The sequence below is a fragment of the Sphingorhabdus sp. genome, assembly GCF_050921905.1.
In the GTDB taxonomy this organism is placed as follows: domain Bacteria; phylum Pseudomonadota; class Alphaproteobacteria; order Sphingomonadales; family Sphingomonadaceae; genus Sphingorhabdus_B.
In genome coordinates, this window is sequence record NZ_CP050888.1 from 2,071,251 (window position 1) to 2,088,291 (window position 17,041).

At 55.8% G+C, this 17,041-nt stretch carries 18 protein-coding genes, 1 tRNA gene and 1 pseudogene; 14 read left to right on the forward strand and 6 right to left on the reverse strand.

Annotated features, from left to right (window positions below):
- The first annotated feature begins 16 nt into the window (after positions 1–16).
- The gene (locus HEQ18_RS10070) at positions 17–625 is read left to right on the forward strand and encodes a riboflavin synthase (protein ID WP_432814609.1); all 609 of its coding nucleotides are present in this window, start codon (positions 17–19) and stop codon (positions 623–625) included.
- On the opposite strand, the gene HEQ18_RS10075 is transcribed toward HEQ18_RS10070, so the two are convergent.
- Positions 622–1,368, reverse strand: a complete 747-nt coding sequence (locus tag HEQ18_RS10075; protein ID WP_432814610.1) for a DUF1134 domain-containing protein — start codon at positions 1,366–1,368, stop codon at positions 622–624. The two genes, HEQ18_RS10070 and HEQ18_RS10075, sit on opposite strands and share 4 nt — an antisense overlap.
- 229 nt (positions 1,369–1,597) lie before the next feature.
- Here HEQ18_RS10075 and HEQ18_RS10080 point away from each other — a divergent pair.
- A tRNA-Ser gene (locus tag HEQ18_RS10080) sits at positions 1,598–1,690 on the forward strand.
- Between the two features lie 34 nt (positions 1,691–1,724).
- Positions 1,725–2,990: a hypothetical protein gene (locus HEQ18_RS10085; protein WP_432814611.1), complete on the forward strand. Its 1,266-nt coding sequence runs from the start codon at positions 1,725–1,727 to the stop codon at positions 2,988–2,990.
- 72 nt (positions 2,991–3,062) lie between these two features.
- On the opposite strand, the gene yghU is transcribed toward HEQ18_RS10085, so the two are convergent.
- Positions 3,063–3,941, reverse strand: a complete 879-nt coding sequence (yghU, locus tag HEQ18_RS10090) for a glutathione-dependent disulfide-bond oxidoreductase (RefSeq protein WP_432814612.1) — start codon at positions 3,939–3,941, stop codon at positions 3,063–3,065.
- A 148-nt stretch (positions 3,942–4,089) separates the two neighbouring features.
- Here yghU and HEQ18_RS10095 point away from each other — a divergent pair, with 148 nt between their 5' ends.
- On the forward strand, positions 4,090–4,770 hold the full coding sequence (locus HEQ18_RS10095) for a crotonase/enoyl-CoA hydratase family protein (protein WP_432814613.1): 681 nt from the start codon (positions 4,090–4,092) through the stop codon (positions 4,768–4,770).
- A gap of 204 nt (positions 4,771–4,974) precedes the next feature.
- On the opposite strand, the gene HEQ18_RS10100 is transcribed toward HEQ18_RS10095, so the two are convergent.
- Both HEQ18_RS10100 and HEQ18_RS10105 read right to left on the reverse strand, forming a co-directional pair.
- Positions 4,975–5,352 (reverse strand): hypothetical protein, encoded by a 378-nt coding sequence (locus HEQ18_RS10100; RefSeq protein ID WP_432814614.1) that lies wholly within the window; start codon positions 5,350–5,352, stop codon positions 4,975–4,977.
- Positions 5,353–5,557: 205 nt separating this feature from the next.
- Complete coding sequence (locus HEQ18_RS10105) at positions 5,558–7,366, reverse strand: aminopeptidase P family protein (protein WP_432814615.1); 1,809 nt, start codon at positions 7,364–7,366, stop codon at positions 5,558–5,560.
- A gap of 126 nt (positions 7,367–7,492) precedes the next feature.
- On the opposite strand from HEQ18_RS10105, the gene HEQ18_RS10110 reads away from it, so the two are divergent.
- A complete protein-coding gene (locus HEQ18_RS10110) occupies positions 7,493–9,568 on the forward strand; it encodes a S9 family peptidase (protein ID WP_432815992.1) in 2,076 nt (691 codons plus the stop codon).
- Between the two features lie 4 nt (positions 9,569–9,572).
- Here the strand turns inward: HEQ18_RS10110 and HEQ18_RS10115 are convergent, their stop codons facing one another.
- On the reverse strand, positions 9,573–9,842 hold the full coding sequence (locus HEQ18_RS10115) for a type II toxin-antitoxin system RelB/DinJ family antitoxin (protein WP_397605178.1): 270 nt from the start codon (positions 9,840–9,842) through the stop codon (positions 9,573–9,575).
- Between the two features lie 396 nt (positions 9,843–10,238).
- Between HEQ18_RS10115 and HEQ18_RS10120 the strand changes: the two genes are divergently transcribed.
- The 5 genes from HEQ18_RS10120 to HEQ18_RS10140 all read left to right on the forward strand — a co-directional run bounded on the left by HEQ18_RS10120 (position 10,239) and on the right by HEQ18_RS10140 (position 12,262).
- Positions 10,239–10,817 (forward strand): hypothetical protein, encoded by a 579-nt coding sequence (locus tag HEQ18_RS10120; RefSeq protein ID WP_397605179.1) that lies wholly within the window; start codon positions 10,239–10,241, stop codon positions 10,815–10,817.
- Complete coding sequence (locus HEQ18_RS10125) at positions 10,817–11,089, forward strand: type II toxin-antitoxin system RelE/ParE family toxin (protein ID WP_432814616.1); 273 nt, start codon at positions 10,817–10,819, stop codon at positions 11,087–11,089. Before HEQ18_RS10120 ends, HEQ18_RS10125 begins: the two co-directional genes overlap by 1 nt.
- A gap of 194 nt (positions 11,090–11,283) precedes the next feature.
- On the forward strand, positions 11,284–11,481 hold the full coding sequence (locus HEQ18_RS10130; RefSeq protein WP_397605181.1) for a type II toxin-antitoxin system HicA family toxin: 198 nt from the start codon (positions 11,284–11,286) through the stop codon (positions 11,479–11,481).
- Positions 11,478–11,873, forward strand: coding sequence for a type II toxin-antitoxin system HicB family antitoxin (locus HEQ18_RS10135; RefSeq protein ID WP_432814617.1), 396 nt, complete (start codon positions 11,478–11,480; stop codon positions 11,871–11,873). The genes HEQ18_RS10130 and HEQ18_RS10135 overlap by 4 nt, the downstream gene beginning before the upstream one ends.
- The gene (locus HEQ18_RS10140) at positions 11,870–12,262 is read left to right on the forward strand and encodes an acyl-CoA thioesterase (RefSeq protein ID WP_432814618.1); all 393 of its coding nucleotides are present in this window, start codon (positions 11,870–11,872) and stop codon (positions 12,260–12,262) included. The genes HEQ18_RS10135 and HEQ18_RS10140 overlap by 4 nt, the downstream gene beginning before the upstream one ends.
- 139 nt (positions 12,263–12,401) lie before the next feature.
- Here the strand turns inward: HEQ18_RS10140 and HEQ18_RS10145 are convergent, their stop codons facing one another.
- Positions 12,402–12,566: a DUF1674 domain-containing protein gene (locus tag HEQ18_RS10145; protein ID WP_397580943.1), complete on the reverse strand. Its 165-nt coding sequence runs from the start codon at positions 12,564–12,566 to the stop codon at positions 12,402–12,404.
- Between the two features lie 138 nt (positions 12,567–12,704).
- On the opposite strand from HEQ18_RS10145, the pseudogene HEQ18_RS10150 reads away from it, so the two are divergent.
- The 4 genes and pseudogenes from HEQ18_RS10150 to HEQ18_RS10165 all read left to right on the forward strand — a co-directional run bounded on the left by HEQ18_RS10150 (position 12,705) and on the right by HEQ18_RS10165 (position 17,039).
- Positions 12,705–13,974 (forward strand): annotated as a pseudogene (locus HEQ18_RS10150) (RsmB/NOP family class I SAM-dependent RNA methyltransferase).
- Between the two features lie 92 nt (positions 13,975–14,066).
- Positions 14,067–14,600, forward strand: coding sequence for a GNAT family N-acetyltransferase (locus HEQ18_RS10155; RefSeq protein WP_432814619.1), 534 nt, complete (start codon positions 14,067–14,069; stop codon positions 14,598–14,600).
- A 60-nt stretch (positions 14,601–14,660) separates the two neighbouring features.
- The gene (rpe, locus tag HEQ18_RS10160) at positions 14,661–15,323 is read left to right on the forward strand and encodes a ribulose-phosphate 3-epimerase (protein WP_432814620.1); all 663 of its coding nucleotides are present in this window, start codon (positions 14,661–14,663) and stop codon (positions 15,321–15,323) included.
- Positions 15,324–15,548: 225 nt separating this feature from the next.
- Positions 15,549–17,039, forward strand: coding sequence for a heparinase II/III family protein (locus tag HEQ18_RS10165; RefSeq protein ID WP_432814621.1), 1,491 nt, complete (start codon positions 15,549–15,551; stop codon positions 17,037–17,039).
- The last annotated feature ends 2 nt before the right edge of the window (positions 17,040–17,041 follow it).

Consider the following 17,041-nt stretch of genomic DNA (forward strand, 5'->3'; position numbering starts at 1 on the left):
AAAGGGTGCAGCATATATGTTTACAGGTATCATCACGGACGTCGGCAGCATTCGGACATCCGAACAGCGCGGTGACCTGCGCCTCGTCATATCCTGCGCCTATGATATGGATAGCGTTGCCATTGGGGCCTCGATTGCCTGTTCGGGTGTGTGCCTGACTGTCGTTGATAAAGGCGATGGATGGTTCGCGATTGACGCATCGGCAGAAACCGTTTCGCGCACAGCAGCTGGTATGTGGGAACAAGGTACCCGACTGAACCTCGAACGCGCCTTAAAAGTCGGCGATGAACTGGGTGGGCATATTGTTACTGGTCATGTCGATGGTGTTGGACACATCGTCGCCAGCGAAACCATTGGGGACAGTTGGAAAGTCACGGTTGCGGCTCCGTCCAGCCTTGCGGCTTATATCGCGGCCAAGGGCTCGATCACCGTGGACGGCGTATCGCTCACGGTTAATGACATTGCAGATCAAGCCGATGGGTCTGCGCATTTCATGCTGAATATCATTCCGCACACGGCGCAGATGACGACATTAGACACGCTTGATGTCGGGCGGCACGTCAATTTGGAAATTGACGTGCTGGCCCGCTATCTCAAACGGATGGAGGATATCCGCGTGCGTTAAAAGGGAAGCCAGCGCTGCTTTTTGGAAAAGCGCATATACCCTATATTCGCGCCAAGCCGAAGTCCTGCACCGACCCGGATCGGGATCAATGCGACATCGCCGCGACGCAGGTAGCTGGCGTTAAAACCGCCACCCAGATAGGCAGCGCCCTCGGCCGCTGGGAAGCGTCCGTAGATGTCTTCTGTATCGAACAGGTTATAGACCAAAATGAAGGTGCTTCCTGCATTTGCCCCTGCGTCAGGACCAATGGAGGGGCCGGTCCAATAGACCGGCTTTTCGCCTTCCACGCGGTGGTTCAATGTGCCGGACCCATAACGAAGGCCGACTAAAAAAGCGCCGCCGCCTTCACGCCCCACAATATATCCATTGGGGCGACCTTGTTTTTTTAGGATATCCTCAATCAGCAAAGCGAGTCCTTGTGCGCCTTTTCCAAACACGCCTTCAGCGGCGCCAATGAGGTCGTCCTTTTGATATGTATCGCCTGCCGGCACAGCCATTTGCGCTACTTCAACGCCGGGTTGGGTGCCAGAGCCATCTGCGGGCATTGCGTCGGTTGGCACACCGTCTTGCACGACCGTTTCGCCTTGCGCCATTGGCGCAGCTTGTGTGCTGGTATCTGGGCCAGCGGGCGGCGTGCCAAGGTCCGCGTCAATCGCGTCATTCGGATCAACATTACTGATCTGTGCATTCACGGGCGAAGCAAAAAGCGCGCCTGCCGCCAGCAGCACCAACAGGTAATGCATCGGTTTGTGTAATCCTATTTTCGCCAAAAACATGCGGCCCCACCTCAAAAGTTATAATTCCCACGCTATGGACTAGCTGGATGAGCGCATGATGAACAGGCGACAATGCGGGTCCAATGCGCGCTAAATTGAACCTGCGCCCCTAGTTTTCTTCTTATCCGTCGCCTGTGTCAATAACCATTGCAGCCAGATGCTTGGGCCGCTATAGGCCGCCGATGCCAAGCGCACAGGAGACGTGGGTGAGTGGCTGAAACCAACGGTTTGCTAAACCGTCGTACTGGTAAATCCGGTACCGAGGGTTCGAATCCCTCCGTCTCCGCCAATCTGTGACCTTCCTAAAGGAAACGCGCGAACCCATGTCGAGAAAACGAAAAGGCCCCACGCGTTTTTCGGCCTTGCGCCAGAAATCGCCGTTTTTTTGGATAAAAACCACGCTCATATTGGTTGTCACAGGCTATCTCGCATGGCTTTCCTTCATCCATGCGGTGGCCAACATTACGTGGGATCGCAACCCCGATGTCGCGTTACGATATGTGCCGGACCATCCCTTGGCATTATCACGCAAAGCCGACGAAATGTTTGCCGAAAAGCAAGATCCTGCAACCTTGGCCAAGGTTGAAGCAATGGCGAAGCAGTCGCTACGCGGCGGTGCGCTAAACCCGGTTGCCATTCGTTTGCTGGGCTATGTCGCGGATGTGCGGGGCGACGCCAAAAAAGCACGTGAGTTGATGTTGCTGTCACACAAAGTATCCCGTCGGGACTTTGGCACGCAATTATGGCTGATCGAGGATGCCGTGGCGCGGGGGGACAAGAAACAGGCGCTGTATCATTACGACATCGCGATGCGCACAACACCCAGCAGCTTCCCGATATTGTTCCCGACATTGACCGGCGCGCTCAGCGACCCTGAAGTGCGCGTTGCATTGGCACCCATTGTTCGGCAAGCGCCCATCTGGCTGCCATCTTATCTTAGCGAAGCCATCAATACCGTCGAAAACCCCGCGAATTTGGCCGATGTTTTGGTGAAGGCCGGGGGACTGCCTGAAGAAGAGGTCTATCAAAATTTGTCCAATGCCTTGCTCGGGCAGTTGGCGGCCAAGAATAAATTTCCGGCGTTCCGGCAATATTATCTCACCCTCAACGGTAGCAAGCCTGCGGCCTTCCAATCGGCGGCGCTCACCAAAGACACGGTTAATGTGCGTTATCCCGCCATGGGCTGGCAGGTCGTAGAAAATGTCGGCATTGGCGGATCATTTTCGCAACCCGACACTAAGGGACGGGTTTCGCTTTCTGCTTTTGCAGGGTCGGGGGAGCGCGGCGAAGTGATGCGCAAAATGTTTTTCCTTCAACCCGGAAATTACCGCTTTCAGGCACGATATTCGGCGCTCGAAGGGGTGTCTGACGCAGAAATTCGCTGGGATTTGCAGTGTATTTTCGCCCCAGGTAATGTCGGCAAATGGTTTGTCTCAACACCTGTGCGTCGAGGAAATTTTGCGCAAGTTCAGGATTTCAATATTGATAAGACCTGCCCGAACCAGTTGCTGACATTGCAGGCAGCAGGCGGCAGCAATCAACTCGGCGCGGAATTCACGCTTCGGTCGGTTGATATAACATCTCGATAAATAAGACGCGCCGGGCCGCACATTCCGGCCAAGCTCTTTACGGCGCTGACGCGCTCCTAACGGTCGATGCCCTCAGGCTCCCCCCGCAATCTTATCCTGAGTCTTGGTATCGAAATCGCTTGCGTCATGCCGTTCGTGCAACTGGCTGGCGGGGTCGCCCATGATGCGGTTGACCATGCGCCCGCGTTTGACGGCAGGCCGCTCGGCGATCTGATCGGTCCAGCGAATGACATTTTTATATTCATGCACCGAAAGGAACGCCCCCGCATTGTAAATCAATCCTTTGACCAGCGCGCCATACCAAGGCCAAATCGCCATATCTGCAATGGTGTAAGCGTCACCCGCCATATATTTCCGCTCTGCCAAATTGCGGTCAAGAACGTCCAATTGCCGTTTTACCTCCATGGCAAAACGGTCAATGGCATATTCGATCTTAAACGGCGCATAGGCATAAAAATGACCAAAACCGCCGCCCAGATAAGGACCACTGCCCATTTGCCACATCAGCCAGTTGATGGTCTCGGTTCGTGCGTGATGCTCTGTCGGGAGGAACGCACCGAATTTCTCCGCCAGATACAAAAGGATCGATCCTGATTCGAAAACCCGCGTTGGCGTGGGCGTTGAATGATCGAACAAAGCGGGGATTTTGGAATTGGGGTTGGCGCCGACAAAGCCGCTGGAAAACTGGTTGCCGTCACGGATGTTGACCAGCCACGCATCATATTCTGCGCCTTGATGGCCAAGCGCCAACAACTCCTCAAGCATTACGGTGACCTTCACGCCATTGGGCGTGGCCAGAGAATATAGCTGCATCGGGTGTTTGCCGACTGGGCGTTCTTTGTCATGGGTGGGGCCTGCAATTGGCCGGTTGATATTGGCGAACTGGCCGCCATTTTCGGTATTCCATTCCCAGACGTCGGCGGGGGTGTATTCGGAAAATGTCTGGGTCATGGGGGTTCCTCAAATATTCGGGTGTTGGTCCGGTGTAGGGCTGTGCTGGAACAATGCCGGGGGTGTGAGACGGCGCGCACAACTTTTCAAGTTGACGTGAACGTAAAGCGGGGCTTTAGACGTTTGAATACACCAAGGGAGAGCCAATATGTCCGCCACAGTCGAGATCGCCAACGACATCGCCTTGATCCGCATGGACGATAATAAGGCCAATGCGATCAACTTCGACATGTTGGCGGCTCTAAACGCAGCGCTCGACACCGCCGAGGCCGAAGCAAAAGCGATTGTCCTGACTGGACGTGCAGGGCGGTTCTCCGGCGGATTTGACCTGAACGCTTTTGCCAGCCTTGGCCCTGATGGCGTGTATAAGTTGCTGGATGCGGGCGCGGAACTGTTGTTGCGCCTGTATGGCGGACCGCTGCCCGTGGTGGCGGCCTGCACTGGCCATGCGATCGCCATGGGCGTGTTCATCCTGCACGCGTGCGACACGCGTATTGGCACCGCGGGCGACTATAAAATCGGCGCGAATGAAGCTATTACGGGTATGAACTTGCCCATCTTTGCAATGGAGCTGGCGCGGGATCGGCTACATCCAGCACATCTGACCCGCGCGATGGTGCAGGGCTTTATTTATAACCCCGAAGGCGCGGTTGAGGCGGGCTATCTGGAGATGCTGGCACCAGCAAATGAGGTGGAAGCGAAAGCCTTAGCCGTTGCCGGCCAACTCGCGCAGCTCCCCGCCCCTGCATATGCATGGAACAAAAAGGCCATCCGCAAAGCAACGCTCGACCGCATCCGCGCAAGCTTGGGTGCGCATCATAAGGTATGAGTGTGTATAACTAGAGATACCATTTTCATTGACATTTTAAATTTTCATGTCTAGCAGATCATCCATCAGCGATAGATCGACTAAGGGAACAATTCCTGAAAGCGCTGATCCCGTAGGGAATCTTACGCACTTGCTTATGGCGGTGAACTCTCGAGTTTGGTTTGTCGAGGAATTTTAAGGGCGGCTTTTGCCGCCCTTTTTTTATCAAATTACAAGTCTCTCAGCCAAGCGACCAAACATTGTCCGTTCGTTGCTTCTAATCGGTTCCGTTTGACGGGAATAAGCACTCTCTACAAACAAGTCCAACTTGACTGGGTGTTCCCCATCTACAAAATTGTGAAAACGCTTCAATCGGATAAAACAGTAATATTTTTCCCCGGTGGGCAGCGGGTGGTTCATTCGCAGTCGGAAAATATAGCCGTTATGTTCAGGTGTCATCTGAATTGGCGAGGTCGGCTTAGTGAACAGCGCATCAACAATCGCGGGCAATTCGAGCGACCAGTTATACCGATCAGTGTCGAAAACCCTTAATTGCGGCGCGCTACCAAAAACATAGCAACTCGGCTGGATTGGCAAGCTCACAATCTCCGATATACAATGATCGGAATAGCGAACCCGAACACTAAACAACAAATTCAGACCGTCCGAAGTTCTCCATGAGAATTCAGAGAATCGCTGTTTCAAATGTTGTAGATCGTAGGTTAGCCCTTCATGGCTGACAGAAGCAGGTAACAACTAAAACGCTCCCTAAATCACCAAACGCGCAGACATCGCCGAGCTTATAGCTTTATAAGTCCGTTAACGGCGCACAAGCCTCCGTCGCCCATGCCAGAGCGTCACCCTCCAACTGTGGCCCGACAATCGCAAGCACCTTAATGTGGTAATCATTCCACCAGCGCAGTTCGTCGGCGTTGAGTAAACTGACGTCCACCAAATTCTTGTCAATCGGCGCGAAGGTCAGTGTTTCAAAGCCGAAATAGCGGCCTTCTGCGCCTGCAATCGCGCGTTCCTCGACCAGCACAAGATTTTCGATGCGGATGCCATATTCGCCTTGTTTGTAGTAACCGGGCTCGTTCGACAGGATCATGCCCGCTTGCAATGGCTCGTCGCTGCCCGCTTGCCCGCCAGCGAATTTGGCAATGCGTTGTGGCCCTTCATGCACCGCAAGGAAGCTGCCGACGCCATGGCCCGTGCCATGGGCGTAATCGAGGCCAGCCTGCCAGAGTGAGGCACGCGCCATGCTGTCCAATTGCGCGCCTCTGGTGCCTTCGGGAAAGACGGCGCAGGCCAAGGCAATATGGCCCTTGAGAACGCGGGTGAAGCGGTCCTTCATCTCGGCGGTGGGTTCGCCCGGGCCGACCCAGATGGTGCGGGTAACGTCGGTGGTGCCGTCCAAATACTGCCCGCCGCTATCGACGAGATAGATGCTGTTGGGGGCAATGCTGCGGTTGGTGCTTTCATCGACTTTATAATGGCAATGTGCGCCATTGGGGCCAGTGGCCGAGATGGTGTCGAACGACAGATCCTTGAGCATGCCGGTATCTTCGCGGAATGCCCTCAACCGTGCGGCGGCGGACAATTCGTTCAATTCGCCTTTATACGCGGTTTCGCGCATCCAATGCAGGAACCGGCTTAACGCTGCACCATCGCGGGCTTGCGCGGCGCGGTGGCCGGATTGTTCGATAGGGTTTTTGACCGCCTTGGGCAGGATGGTCGGGTCGCGCGCCTCGATGATGTGCGCGCCACCAGCTTGCAGTGCGCCAAAGATGGCGGCGACCGCCCGGTCGGGGTCAACGGCAATGCGCTTGCCGGTCATCGACCGCAGTTCCGGCACAAATTCAGACGGATCGCGCAAGCGCACGGCATTGCCCAGATGCGCGCGCACCGCGTCGTCAACCTTTTCGGGCGCGACAAAAAGGTCCGCCGTGCCATCGGCATGGGCAAGCACAAAGCTAAGCGCGACGGGGGTGTTCGACACGTCGGAGCCGCGGATGTTCAGTAACCATGCCACCGAATCGAGCGCGGAAATGACGGTGCTATCGAGCTTATTCGCCGTTAGCCACTCGGCCACAGCGGCACGTTTTTCGGCGCTGCTCTGCCCTGCATATTGGGTGTCATGTACGATCAGCTTGGCCACGCTTTTCTGCGGCTGTTCGGCCCACACCCTGTCGATTGGATTGCTTTTGACCGCAACGAGTTCAGCGCCCTTGGTGGCCAGTGCCTTGGTCGCGCTTTCGACCCAGCCTTTGGTATGGACCCATGCGTCATAGCCGATGCGCGCGCCACCCGGGGCATGTTCGTGCAACCAGTCGGCGATGCTTGTTTGCGGCACGCCCACATATTGCCAGTTTTTGCCATCGACTTGTTCGCGCACCTGCAACGTGTAACGGCCATCGGTGAAGATCGCCGCCTGTTCAGACAATACCACCGCTGACCCAGCAGACCCGCCAAAACCCGTGAGCCAGCCAAGCCGTTGCGCATAATCGCCGACATATTCCGACATATGTTCGTCGCAGATTGGCACAACAAAGCCGTCCAGTTGTTCTTTCTTCAATTGCGCGCGCAGGGCGGCGAGGCGAGCTTCATAGGTAGACATTTCGGACTTCCGTTCATATGGTTATGACAACCATATACGCGAGGAAGTCGTTTCATGAAAGCACTGCTCCCACTCATTTTTGCAACCAGCGCATTATCCTCGCCCGCATTCGCCCAGAAAGAAGCCATGACCGAAAAAGCCACCGCGCACATCAAGCCTCCCGTCGCCGTCAAGCGTCCGCATCAGGCAACCTATCACAATGTGACGATTACCGATGATTATCACTGGCTGCGCGATGCAAGCTATCCAACGATACATGATGCCGAGATATTGGCGCATCTCAATGCCGAAAATGCCTATTTCGAAGCACAAATGGCACCGCAGGCCAAGCTGACCGAAACGATTTTTCAGGAAATGAAGGGCCGCGTCAAAGAAGATGACAGCAGCGTTCCGCAAAAGGATGGCGACTATATCTATTGGTCGAAATTCGAAGAGGGCGCGCAATATCGCAAGCATTATCGCAAGCCCGTCGCCGGCGGCACGGACCAGCTTATCCTTGACGAAAATGAGCTCGCCAAGGGCAAGGAATATTTCCGTCTTGGCGCTGCCGAAATTAGCCCTGATGGCAAGATTTTGGCTTATGCGTATGATGATAATGGGTCGGAACGCTTTGACCTGCATTTCCGCAATTTGGAAACCGGCGAAAAATTGGCCGACATCATCCCCGGCACATTGTCCAGCATTGTCTGGTCATCGGACGGCAAGGGCGTTGTCTACGGCCTTGCCAACGAAAATTGGCGCACCGACAATGCGTGGTATCACAAATTGGGCGATGAACTCAGCAAGGCCAAGCTGCTGTATAAGGAGCAGGATATCGGTTTTAGTGTCGGCGTTGGCCTGACCGCGCAAGAGGATTGGATTGTCATTGGCGCGGGCGACAATGTCACCAGCGAAGTGCGCTTGGTGCCCGCCAATGATCCGACCGCGCCGCCCATCATGGTATCCCCGCGCAAAACGGGACGGCAATATAGCGTCGATGTCCGCGACGGCGCATTGTTCATTCTGACCAATGATGATCATGTGAACTTCCGCGTGGCCACCGCCAGTATGAAGGCACCTGCTGAGTGGAAAACATTGATTGCCGGGTCCGACCGCCATTATTTGACTGGCCTGTCGTTGTTTAAGAATTTCTATGTGACCGAAGGCCGGATTGACGGCCTCGATCAAGTCGAAATCCGCGATTATGCCGATGCCAAAAAGGTTGAGCGGATCAAATTTCCTGAGGCAAGCTATGATGCCGGCTTGGGCGACAACCCCGAATATGATGTGACGAAGCTGCGGCTGGGGTATGAATCGATGGTCACGCCCGACACGGTGTTTGACTACCACCTCGCCGACGGTCGTCTGGAAACATTGAAGGTGCAGGAAATCCCCAGCGGATATGATCCTGCCCAATATGTTACCGAGCGCGTGATGATCACGGCGCGCGATGGGACGAAGGTGCCGGTTTCCATCCTCACCAAAAAAGGTTTCAAGAAAGACGGCAGCCAGCCGCTGCATCTTTATGCTTATGGCGCATATGGTTACGCGATGCCGCCGGGTTTCAGCGCCAGCCGCCTGTCAATGGTTGATCGTGGCTTTGCCTATGCGATTGCGCATATTCGCGGCGGCGATGACCTTGGCTATCAATGGTATCTGGATGGCAAGCTGACCAAGCGGACCAATACCTTCAACGACTTTGTCGATGCGGCCAAGGGCCTGATCAACCTGGGCTTCACCAGCAAGGGCAAGGTGACCGCAAGCGGCGGATCGGCTGGCGGCAAACTTATGGGCGCGGTGGTCAATCAGGCACCGGAATTGTTCGGCGCGGTGGTTAGCCATGTCGCCTTTGTCGATGTGCTCAACACCATGTTGGATAAGGACCTGCCATTGACGCCGGGCGAATGGCCCGAATGGGGCAACCCGATCACCGACAAAGCCGCGTTCGACTATATCCGCAGCTATTCGCCTTATGACAATATCGAAGCAAAAGCCTATCCGCCCATGCTATGGACCGCAGGCCTGAACGACCCGCGCGTCACTTATTGGGAACCCGCCAAGATGGTCGCAAAGCTGCGCGCCATGAAGACCGACGACAATGTGCTTTTGCTCAAAACCAACATGGGCGCAGGCCATGGCGGCAAGTCCGGACGGTTCGAACGCTTGCGCGAAAATGCCGAAGAGGCGGCGTTTATTGTGTGGCAGATGGGAAAGGCGGATTGAAGTTTTAGTCGGTTTCATCATCATTCAGATCGGCCATTAACGCATCGACGCTATCAAAGCGCTTCACCTTGCCTTCTTGGATGTCGCGCATCGCCGCTTGTGTTTCGGCATTGGGAACGCGAACGTCAAACGGCAATGCCTTGTCGGAGACGACCCGTACGAGCATCAGCCGAATTGCGTCGGACACAGACAGCCCCATGGCCGACAGTACAGCGGTAGCCTCCCTTTTCAATCCTGTTTCAATACGTGCACGGACAACATCAACAGCAGCCATAAGACACCTTTCATACTTGAGCGCTACTTTGTAGCTACGTATCTCATATGAAGATTTTCTCTCTTGTCGTCAATGACGCGCCCCCTTCCTGCACCATCCCAGCAGCACGGTGAGTAAATGCAGCACAATGCAGGAAAGCGAGCACCAGTGAGCACAGCTAAAATCAGCATAAGATACAGAAATACTTATTGAAATTTACATATTTAGTAATATATGTTACAATTAAATTTTTTAGATAGTCTTTATTGAGTATCTTGGTAGCTTAAATTGCAATATGATAGTATTTCGAGCTGATTGAGATCATAGTTAAATCATTGAACAATATTAATAAATGCTGCATAAGCTCCCAAGCTGCAATTTAAGACGCTTAATGGACGGACAGAAGGAGCGAGATCAGTGACTACGATACGCGAGGCTGGAGCGATTGCGAAGAAGCAACTGGCGTTGCGGGATTTGCATTGGCCAAATGTGGAAGGCCGTCTTTGGAACAGAAAGGCAAACAAAGGCTTTGCGACAATCCCCAAAACTATGCCGTTGATCCTTAAAATTTTGGATGAAATGACAAAGGGTGCGCCAGTTTCCTCTACTTTTCTTACCTTGTGGTGTTGCACTTGGGATAATTCCTTTGTCGTCTTAAACAAGCACGGTGACATGGCCAATGCGTCAGGTTTTGGCGGCCAGAGAGGTGAATACACGTGGTCAACTCGAATGTTGAAGCTTCAGGAACTTGGCTTTATCGACATTAAGCCGGGTAAATCCGGACCCATGAGCAATGCCATCATTTACAATCCACACTTTGTTATACGTTGGCATCGTATCCAAAAGACGCCGGGTTTGACAGAAGCCAGCTACAATTCGTTAGTCGAATGGGCGTTTGATATCGGGGCAAGGGATATGACCGATCCTAACCCGAGTGTTGATCAGGCGGCCGTGCCAACAGCGCCACGAACTAACGTCGTCGAGGAAGCGCTCTAATGCGCCAAATCGAAACACAATCCCGGTTCAAACGCGACTACAAGCGCGAAAAGAAATCCGATCCCAAGCTTGATGAGAAATTGAATCCCGTGCTGAAAATGCTGGCAACAGATCATACATTGCCTGCCCGCTTGTCCGACCATCCCTTGAGCGGGGTCTGGCAGGGCTTTCGTGATTGTCACATCAAGCCAGATCTTGTCTTGATCTACGCCAAATCGGACGGAATGCTGTCGCTGGCTCGTTTGGGGTCGCACAGCGAGCTATTCGGATAGCCAACAGATTATTGCCCCCTTCATCCGCACGTCATTGACGAGCATGAAACGTCGATAGTGCCATCTAGTTTCAGTAGACGGAATAGACATCCAAGCGAAATTCACCAACTTGATACAGCTCCCGAGATTGAAACCTGTGTGTAAATAAATACACACTTCTTGACTCCAATACGCGCATAGGCTAATGCTACGCCATGGAACGCGACAGCAAGCGCATTGTTAAAAGGTTGCTGGCTGAGGGCTTTGAGCGAGTCGCGGTAAAGGGTTCGCATCACAAATTCCGCAAAGATACGCGGGTTGTTGTGGTGCCGCATCCGAAAAAGGATTTGCCTCTTGGCACCGCGCGCAGCATCGCGCGGATGGCAGGTTGGCTTGAAGAAGGTTCGAAATGATGATCGTCTATCACGCCGTAGTGCATAAAGATGAAGATAGCGCATGGGGGGTGCATTTCCCCGATCTTCCCGGCTGCTTTTCGGCTGCCGACGACCTCGCCGATGTGCAGGCAAATGCCAGCGCGGCGGTGATGCTGTATCTGGAAGGCGAAAAGGCGCCCGAGCCTTCGGCCATAGAGAAAATTCGCGATATGGCCGCCGACGATTTGGCCGAGGGCGCATTCCTGCTTGCCGTGCCTTATGTCTATGTCAGCAACCGACCACAACGGATTAACATTTCGATTGATCGCGGGGTTTTGGACGCCATCGACGCCGCCGCGTCTTCACGCAAATTGACGCGCAGTGCTTTCCTGACCGAGGCCGCACGCAACGAAATTGAGGGACGGCATTGACCCCCTTCATCCGCAATTTCACCGCCTCCCCGTCCGACATTGACGCGCTTGGCCATGTCAACAATGCCGTCTGGGTCCGGTGGATTCAGGAAATGGCGACGTCGCATTGGCAGGCGGTTGCCGCGCCTGAACATATCGCGGCGTATCATTGGGTCGTGACGCGGCACGAGATTGACTATCGCGGCAATATTGCGGCGGGCGAAAGCGTCACGGCCCGCAGTTGGATCGAGAGCGAACCCAAGGGTGCACAGTTTGACCGGCGGGTCGATTTTGTTGATGCCAAGGGCAAGGTGATCGTGCGGGCGAATACGACTTGGGCGATGATTGATACAAAAACGGGGCGGCTGGTCCGCGTCCGGCCAGAGGTTTCTGCGCCGTTTATGGGGTGAGAGCATTGGTCCCATTGATGTGCGGGGAATTGGTTCGCACGAAGACACGAAGATGTTGGCAAATTCCGTCATGCTGAAACAAGTTCAGGGTGACGGGTTCGTTTTGACGCCGCAAGGATTAAAGCAAGTGGCGCTTATCCTAAAAATCAATCGCAACGCCCTTTAACTCCCAATCGCCATAGCGGACGGGATCTGGTCGTTCGGCGTCGGGCTCAGGCGCGCGGCCGACCTCTTTGGCTTCCGGGATTGGCGGGCTTTTGGAAAGATATTCCGGCGCTTTGACATGTGGTGGACGCGTGCCCATAGTTTGAACTTCCTTGAGCGAAATGGCTTGTATGGAACATCGGCTTTCATCCAGGCATTTGCAAGATGTAGTATCGCAAGTTGGGTCGCGCAGAACCGCTCTTCACTTGTGTGCCGCAGACGCCTAGTGCGCTTGGTCATGACTGAAGAAATTTCTGGCTTGCCCACGCGCCGCGCTGCCTTGCGGTTGCTTGATACTGTGATGCGCATGGGGACGCCGATGGACCAAGCCACCGCCAATGCGACCAAGGGCCTGTCGCCACCGGATCGCGCCTTGGCGATTGCCATCGCGCAGGAAACTTTGCGCTGGTCGGTTGATCTGGATACTCTCATCGACAGCAAGACCAAACAAGCTCTGCCGGATGACTCCAAGGCGCGGATGGTGCTGCGCCTTGCACTGGCGCAGATTTTGCGCTTGGGCACGCCTGCCCATGCGGCCATCGCAACGGCATTGCCCTTGGTCGATGGCGGCCCAAGGCGGCTGGTGCATGGCGTGCTGGGATCATTGCTGCGCGCTGAAGCTTGCTTTGCCTGAATTGCCGTCGCTGCCTGAGGCGGTGATGATGCGCTGGCACCCGGCATGGGGCGATGACATGATCGCGGGCGCGCAAAAGGCGTTGTCCGAACCGCCGCCATTGGACCTTGCCCTGCGCACGCCAGCAGAGACAAATGCGTGGGCCGAGCGGCTAAATGGGGTTAGCCTGATGCCCGGCCATCTGCGTTTGCCGCGCGGTACTGCGGTCGAAGAACTGGACGGCTATGATGAAGGCGCTTGGTGGGTTCAGGATATCGCCGCCAGCCTGCCCGCACGGCTTTTGGGCGATGGCACGGGTAAGCGCGCACTTGATTTGTGCGCTGCCCCGGGGGGTAAGACAATGCAACTTTCGGCGGCTGGTTTTGCGGTCACGGCGCTTGATAACAGCGCCCGGCGCATGGACCGGCTGATGTCCAATTTGGAACGGACGCAGTTGAATGCGGAGCGGGTAAACGCCGATGTCATGGATTGGAAACCATCGCAGCCGTTCGATGCGATTCTACTGGATGCGCCGTGCAGCGCCACGGGCACGATGCGGCGCCACCCCGATGTGTTGCAGCGTATCGACATGAAAGCGATCAATAATCTGGCCGCGATTCAAAGCGCGATGTTGGACCGCGCGGCGGGATGGGTGAAGCCAGGCGGCGCTTTGGTATTTGCCACCTGCTCGCTCGAACCGCATGAGGGCGAGGCGCAGGCCGAGGCATTTCTGGCGCGGCATCCCGAATATGCAACGATGCCCGTGACCGCCGACGAGTTGCCCGCTGGAGTTGTCGCCAATGCTCAGGGGCATGTCCGCACTATGCCGCCAATGCTGGCTGAGCAGGGCGGTTTGGACGGGTTCTTTGTGGCGCGGTTTGCGCGCCGGGCATGACAAAGTGGAAAATCAATACCGTAGCCCTGAGCCGCAAGCGCTTGCGCGCTTGCTGCTCAGGGCTACGGTAAAGTGAGGCGGCGGGGGGATATATGAAAACCACGGCACCCACACTTTTGACTGATCGCTTGTCGATTGAACCCATCTCACTCGCGCATTGGGAGGATTATGCCGCGGCATGGGCCGACCCGCGCATGACCGCGTTTATTGGCGGCGAACCGCGCAGCCGCAATGTCAGTTGGGGCAAAATGCTTCAGGGCATCGGCATGTGGCCGTTGCTTGGTTATGGCTATTGGTCATTTGTGGAACGGGCCAGCGGGCGCTTTGTCGGCAATGGCGGGCTGGCGCAGTTTGAACGCGGCATAGAGGAGCTGGAAGGCTTTCCAGAGGCCGGGTGGGCATTTATTCCCGACGCATGGGGCAAGGGCTATGCTACAGAGGCCATGACCGCGATATTATTATGGGCGGACGGGCAAGGACTGGGCGAAATACGGTGCATCATTGAACCCGGCAACACGGCATCACGCAATGTCGCGGGCAAGCTTGGTTTCACCAAATGTGCAGAATCGCATGATGTCATTGGCGACCTGTTTATCTATCGGCGCGAGCCGCGCATGGAGCGATAAGCTGTGTATAACGCCCGCCACCGCCTTGCCCGCGCGGAGCCCAGCGTCTAAGCGCGTCATATGTCCAACGACGTCCGCATTGCGCCATCAATCTTGTCCGCCGATTTTGCGCGGCTGGGTGAAGAAGTGCGCGCCATTGACGCGGCGGGATGCGACTGGATCCATGTCGATGTCATGGACGGGCATTTTGTCCCCAATATCACCATCGGCCCTGCGGTCGTAAAGGCGCTCCGCCCGCATAGCGATAAGCCATTCGACGTGCATTTGATGATCGCGCCGGTGGACCAATATATTCAGGATTTTGCCGACGCTGGCGCAGATATCATCTCGTTCCATCCCGAGGCTGGGCCGCACCCGCATCGCACGGTGCAGTTGATCAAGTCATTTGGCAAAATGGCGGGCATCGTGCTCAATCCGCATACGCCGGCCAAGATGCTCGATTATCTCATCGACGACATTGACCTTGTCTTGGTGATGAGCGTGAACCCCGGCTTTGGTGGGCAGAGTTTTATCTCAAGCCAGTTGCGCAAAATCGAAGCCGTTCGCAAGATGATCGAGAAAACGGGGCGCGATATCCGGCTTGAAGTCGATGGCGGCATTACGACCGACACGGCACCGCTCGCAATATCGGCTGGTGCCGACACGTTGGTGGCCGGCACTGCCACATTCAAGGGCGGCGAGAGCCATTATGCCGCAAATATCCGGGCGCTGAGGGGTGAATGACCGGTAATTTTGAGGACGGTACGGATCAACGGCAGACGGCCTTCAGCGTCAGACCCAAGGGCGCGGGCCAAAATATTCTCGAGCGCCTCTCTCTCGAATTCTACAAGCTGACATGGCGCACGCCGCTGCACAATGGGCGGTTGAAGGGCAAGGTGCCTTTGCGCCTTCTGGCGGTAGCCGAAGGACCCTTTGGAGGGCGATTCTGCACGTGGCCAAGCACTGCGCATGGGCAAATTCCATTATCAGGGCTTACAACAAGCGTTTGATGCGCTGGATTATGACCAGCCTGATCTGTCGCCATCGCTGACCGATTATATCCACCGTTTTGACTGGCTGCGCGATCTTGCGGCCGCAACCAATCGCGGTGAAGGCGCGCCTGTCGCGGCGCGTATCGCCGATGCCTGGTTGCTGGCCAATGGCATGAAGACCCGCGAGCCGGCTTGGCGTGTCGACAATTGTGCTTGGCGGCTGTTGAACATGGCCGCCGGATCACCGTTTTTGCTGAGTAGTTCGGACCCGATTTACCGTTCGCGTGTCATCAACCATTTTGCGCTAGTGGCACGCCATCTGGACCAGTCCGCACCCAGGGCGCAAAGCCATTTTGCCAAGACCATGGGTTGGGCGGGCGTCGTTGCCGCGTCGTTATTATTGCCCGAAGGCAAAATCCGCCGCGCAGTGGGTGAAGACGGATTGGCCGAATCCTTGCGCGCCACAATTTTCCCCGATGGCGGCGTTGTGTCGCGCTCGCCCATCCAGTTGATGGAGCTCATCGGCCTATTGAGCCTGTTGAAGCAATGCTATGTTGCGCAAGGCGAGATGGTGCCGGATTTCCTCATAGAGGCGTTGGGCCGTGCGGTGCCTGCCTTGTTGGGGCTGACACATTCCGATGGCGGCCTTGGTGCGTGGCAGGGGTCGGCGCATATGACCGCCGACCGGATCGACGCGCTTGTCGCCGCCAGCGAAGTTCGCGCCCGCCCGCATCGCCAAGCGCTCGATTGGGGCTATCAGCGTGTGTCGGCTGGCAAATCCGTGCTTTTGCTGGATGCGGGGCCGCCGCCGCTCGCGCGCCAGTCGGCGTCGGGCTGCGCTTCGACGCTGGCGTTCGAATTGTCGCATAATGGGCAGCGGATCATCGTCAATTGTGGCGGTGCGGCACTTGTCGGCGCGGCCATATCGGCGGCGCTTGCACGCGGCCTGAGGACCACGGCGGCGCATTCAACGCTTTGCCTAAATGACACCAATTCGACCGCCATTCTGCCGGGCGGTCAGTTGGGCAAGGGCGTGACTGAAGTCGACCTTGAACGCCGCGACATTGATCAGGCGACGCGGATTGAGGCAAGCCATGATGGCTATGCGACAAGCTTTGGCTATAATCACGCCCGCCTGCTCATCTTGCGGTCCGACGGCATGGAATTGCGGGGCGAAGATACGCTGTTGCCGCAGGCAAAGCCGCAGGCCGATGTGACAGCGCATGTCCGCTTTCATCTGGGGCCAGATATTGAGATCGCACCCACAGACCAACCGCACACCGCTTTGCTGCGCATGGCCGACGGCAGCAACTGGGCGTTTATCACCTCCGGTGGCCTATTGTCGGTCGACGATAGCTTATGGGTTGACCAAAATGGTCGGCCGCACCCGACCCAACAACTTGTGATCGCCGCCGATACGGGTAAAGGCGCGCTCCACATTAGCTGGCAACTGCGCCATTTAGGATGAAA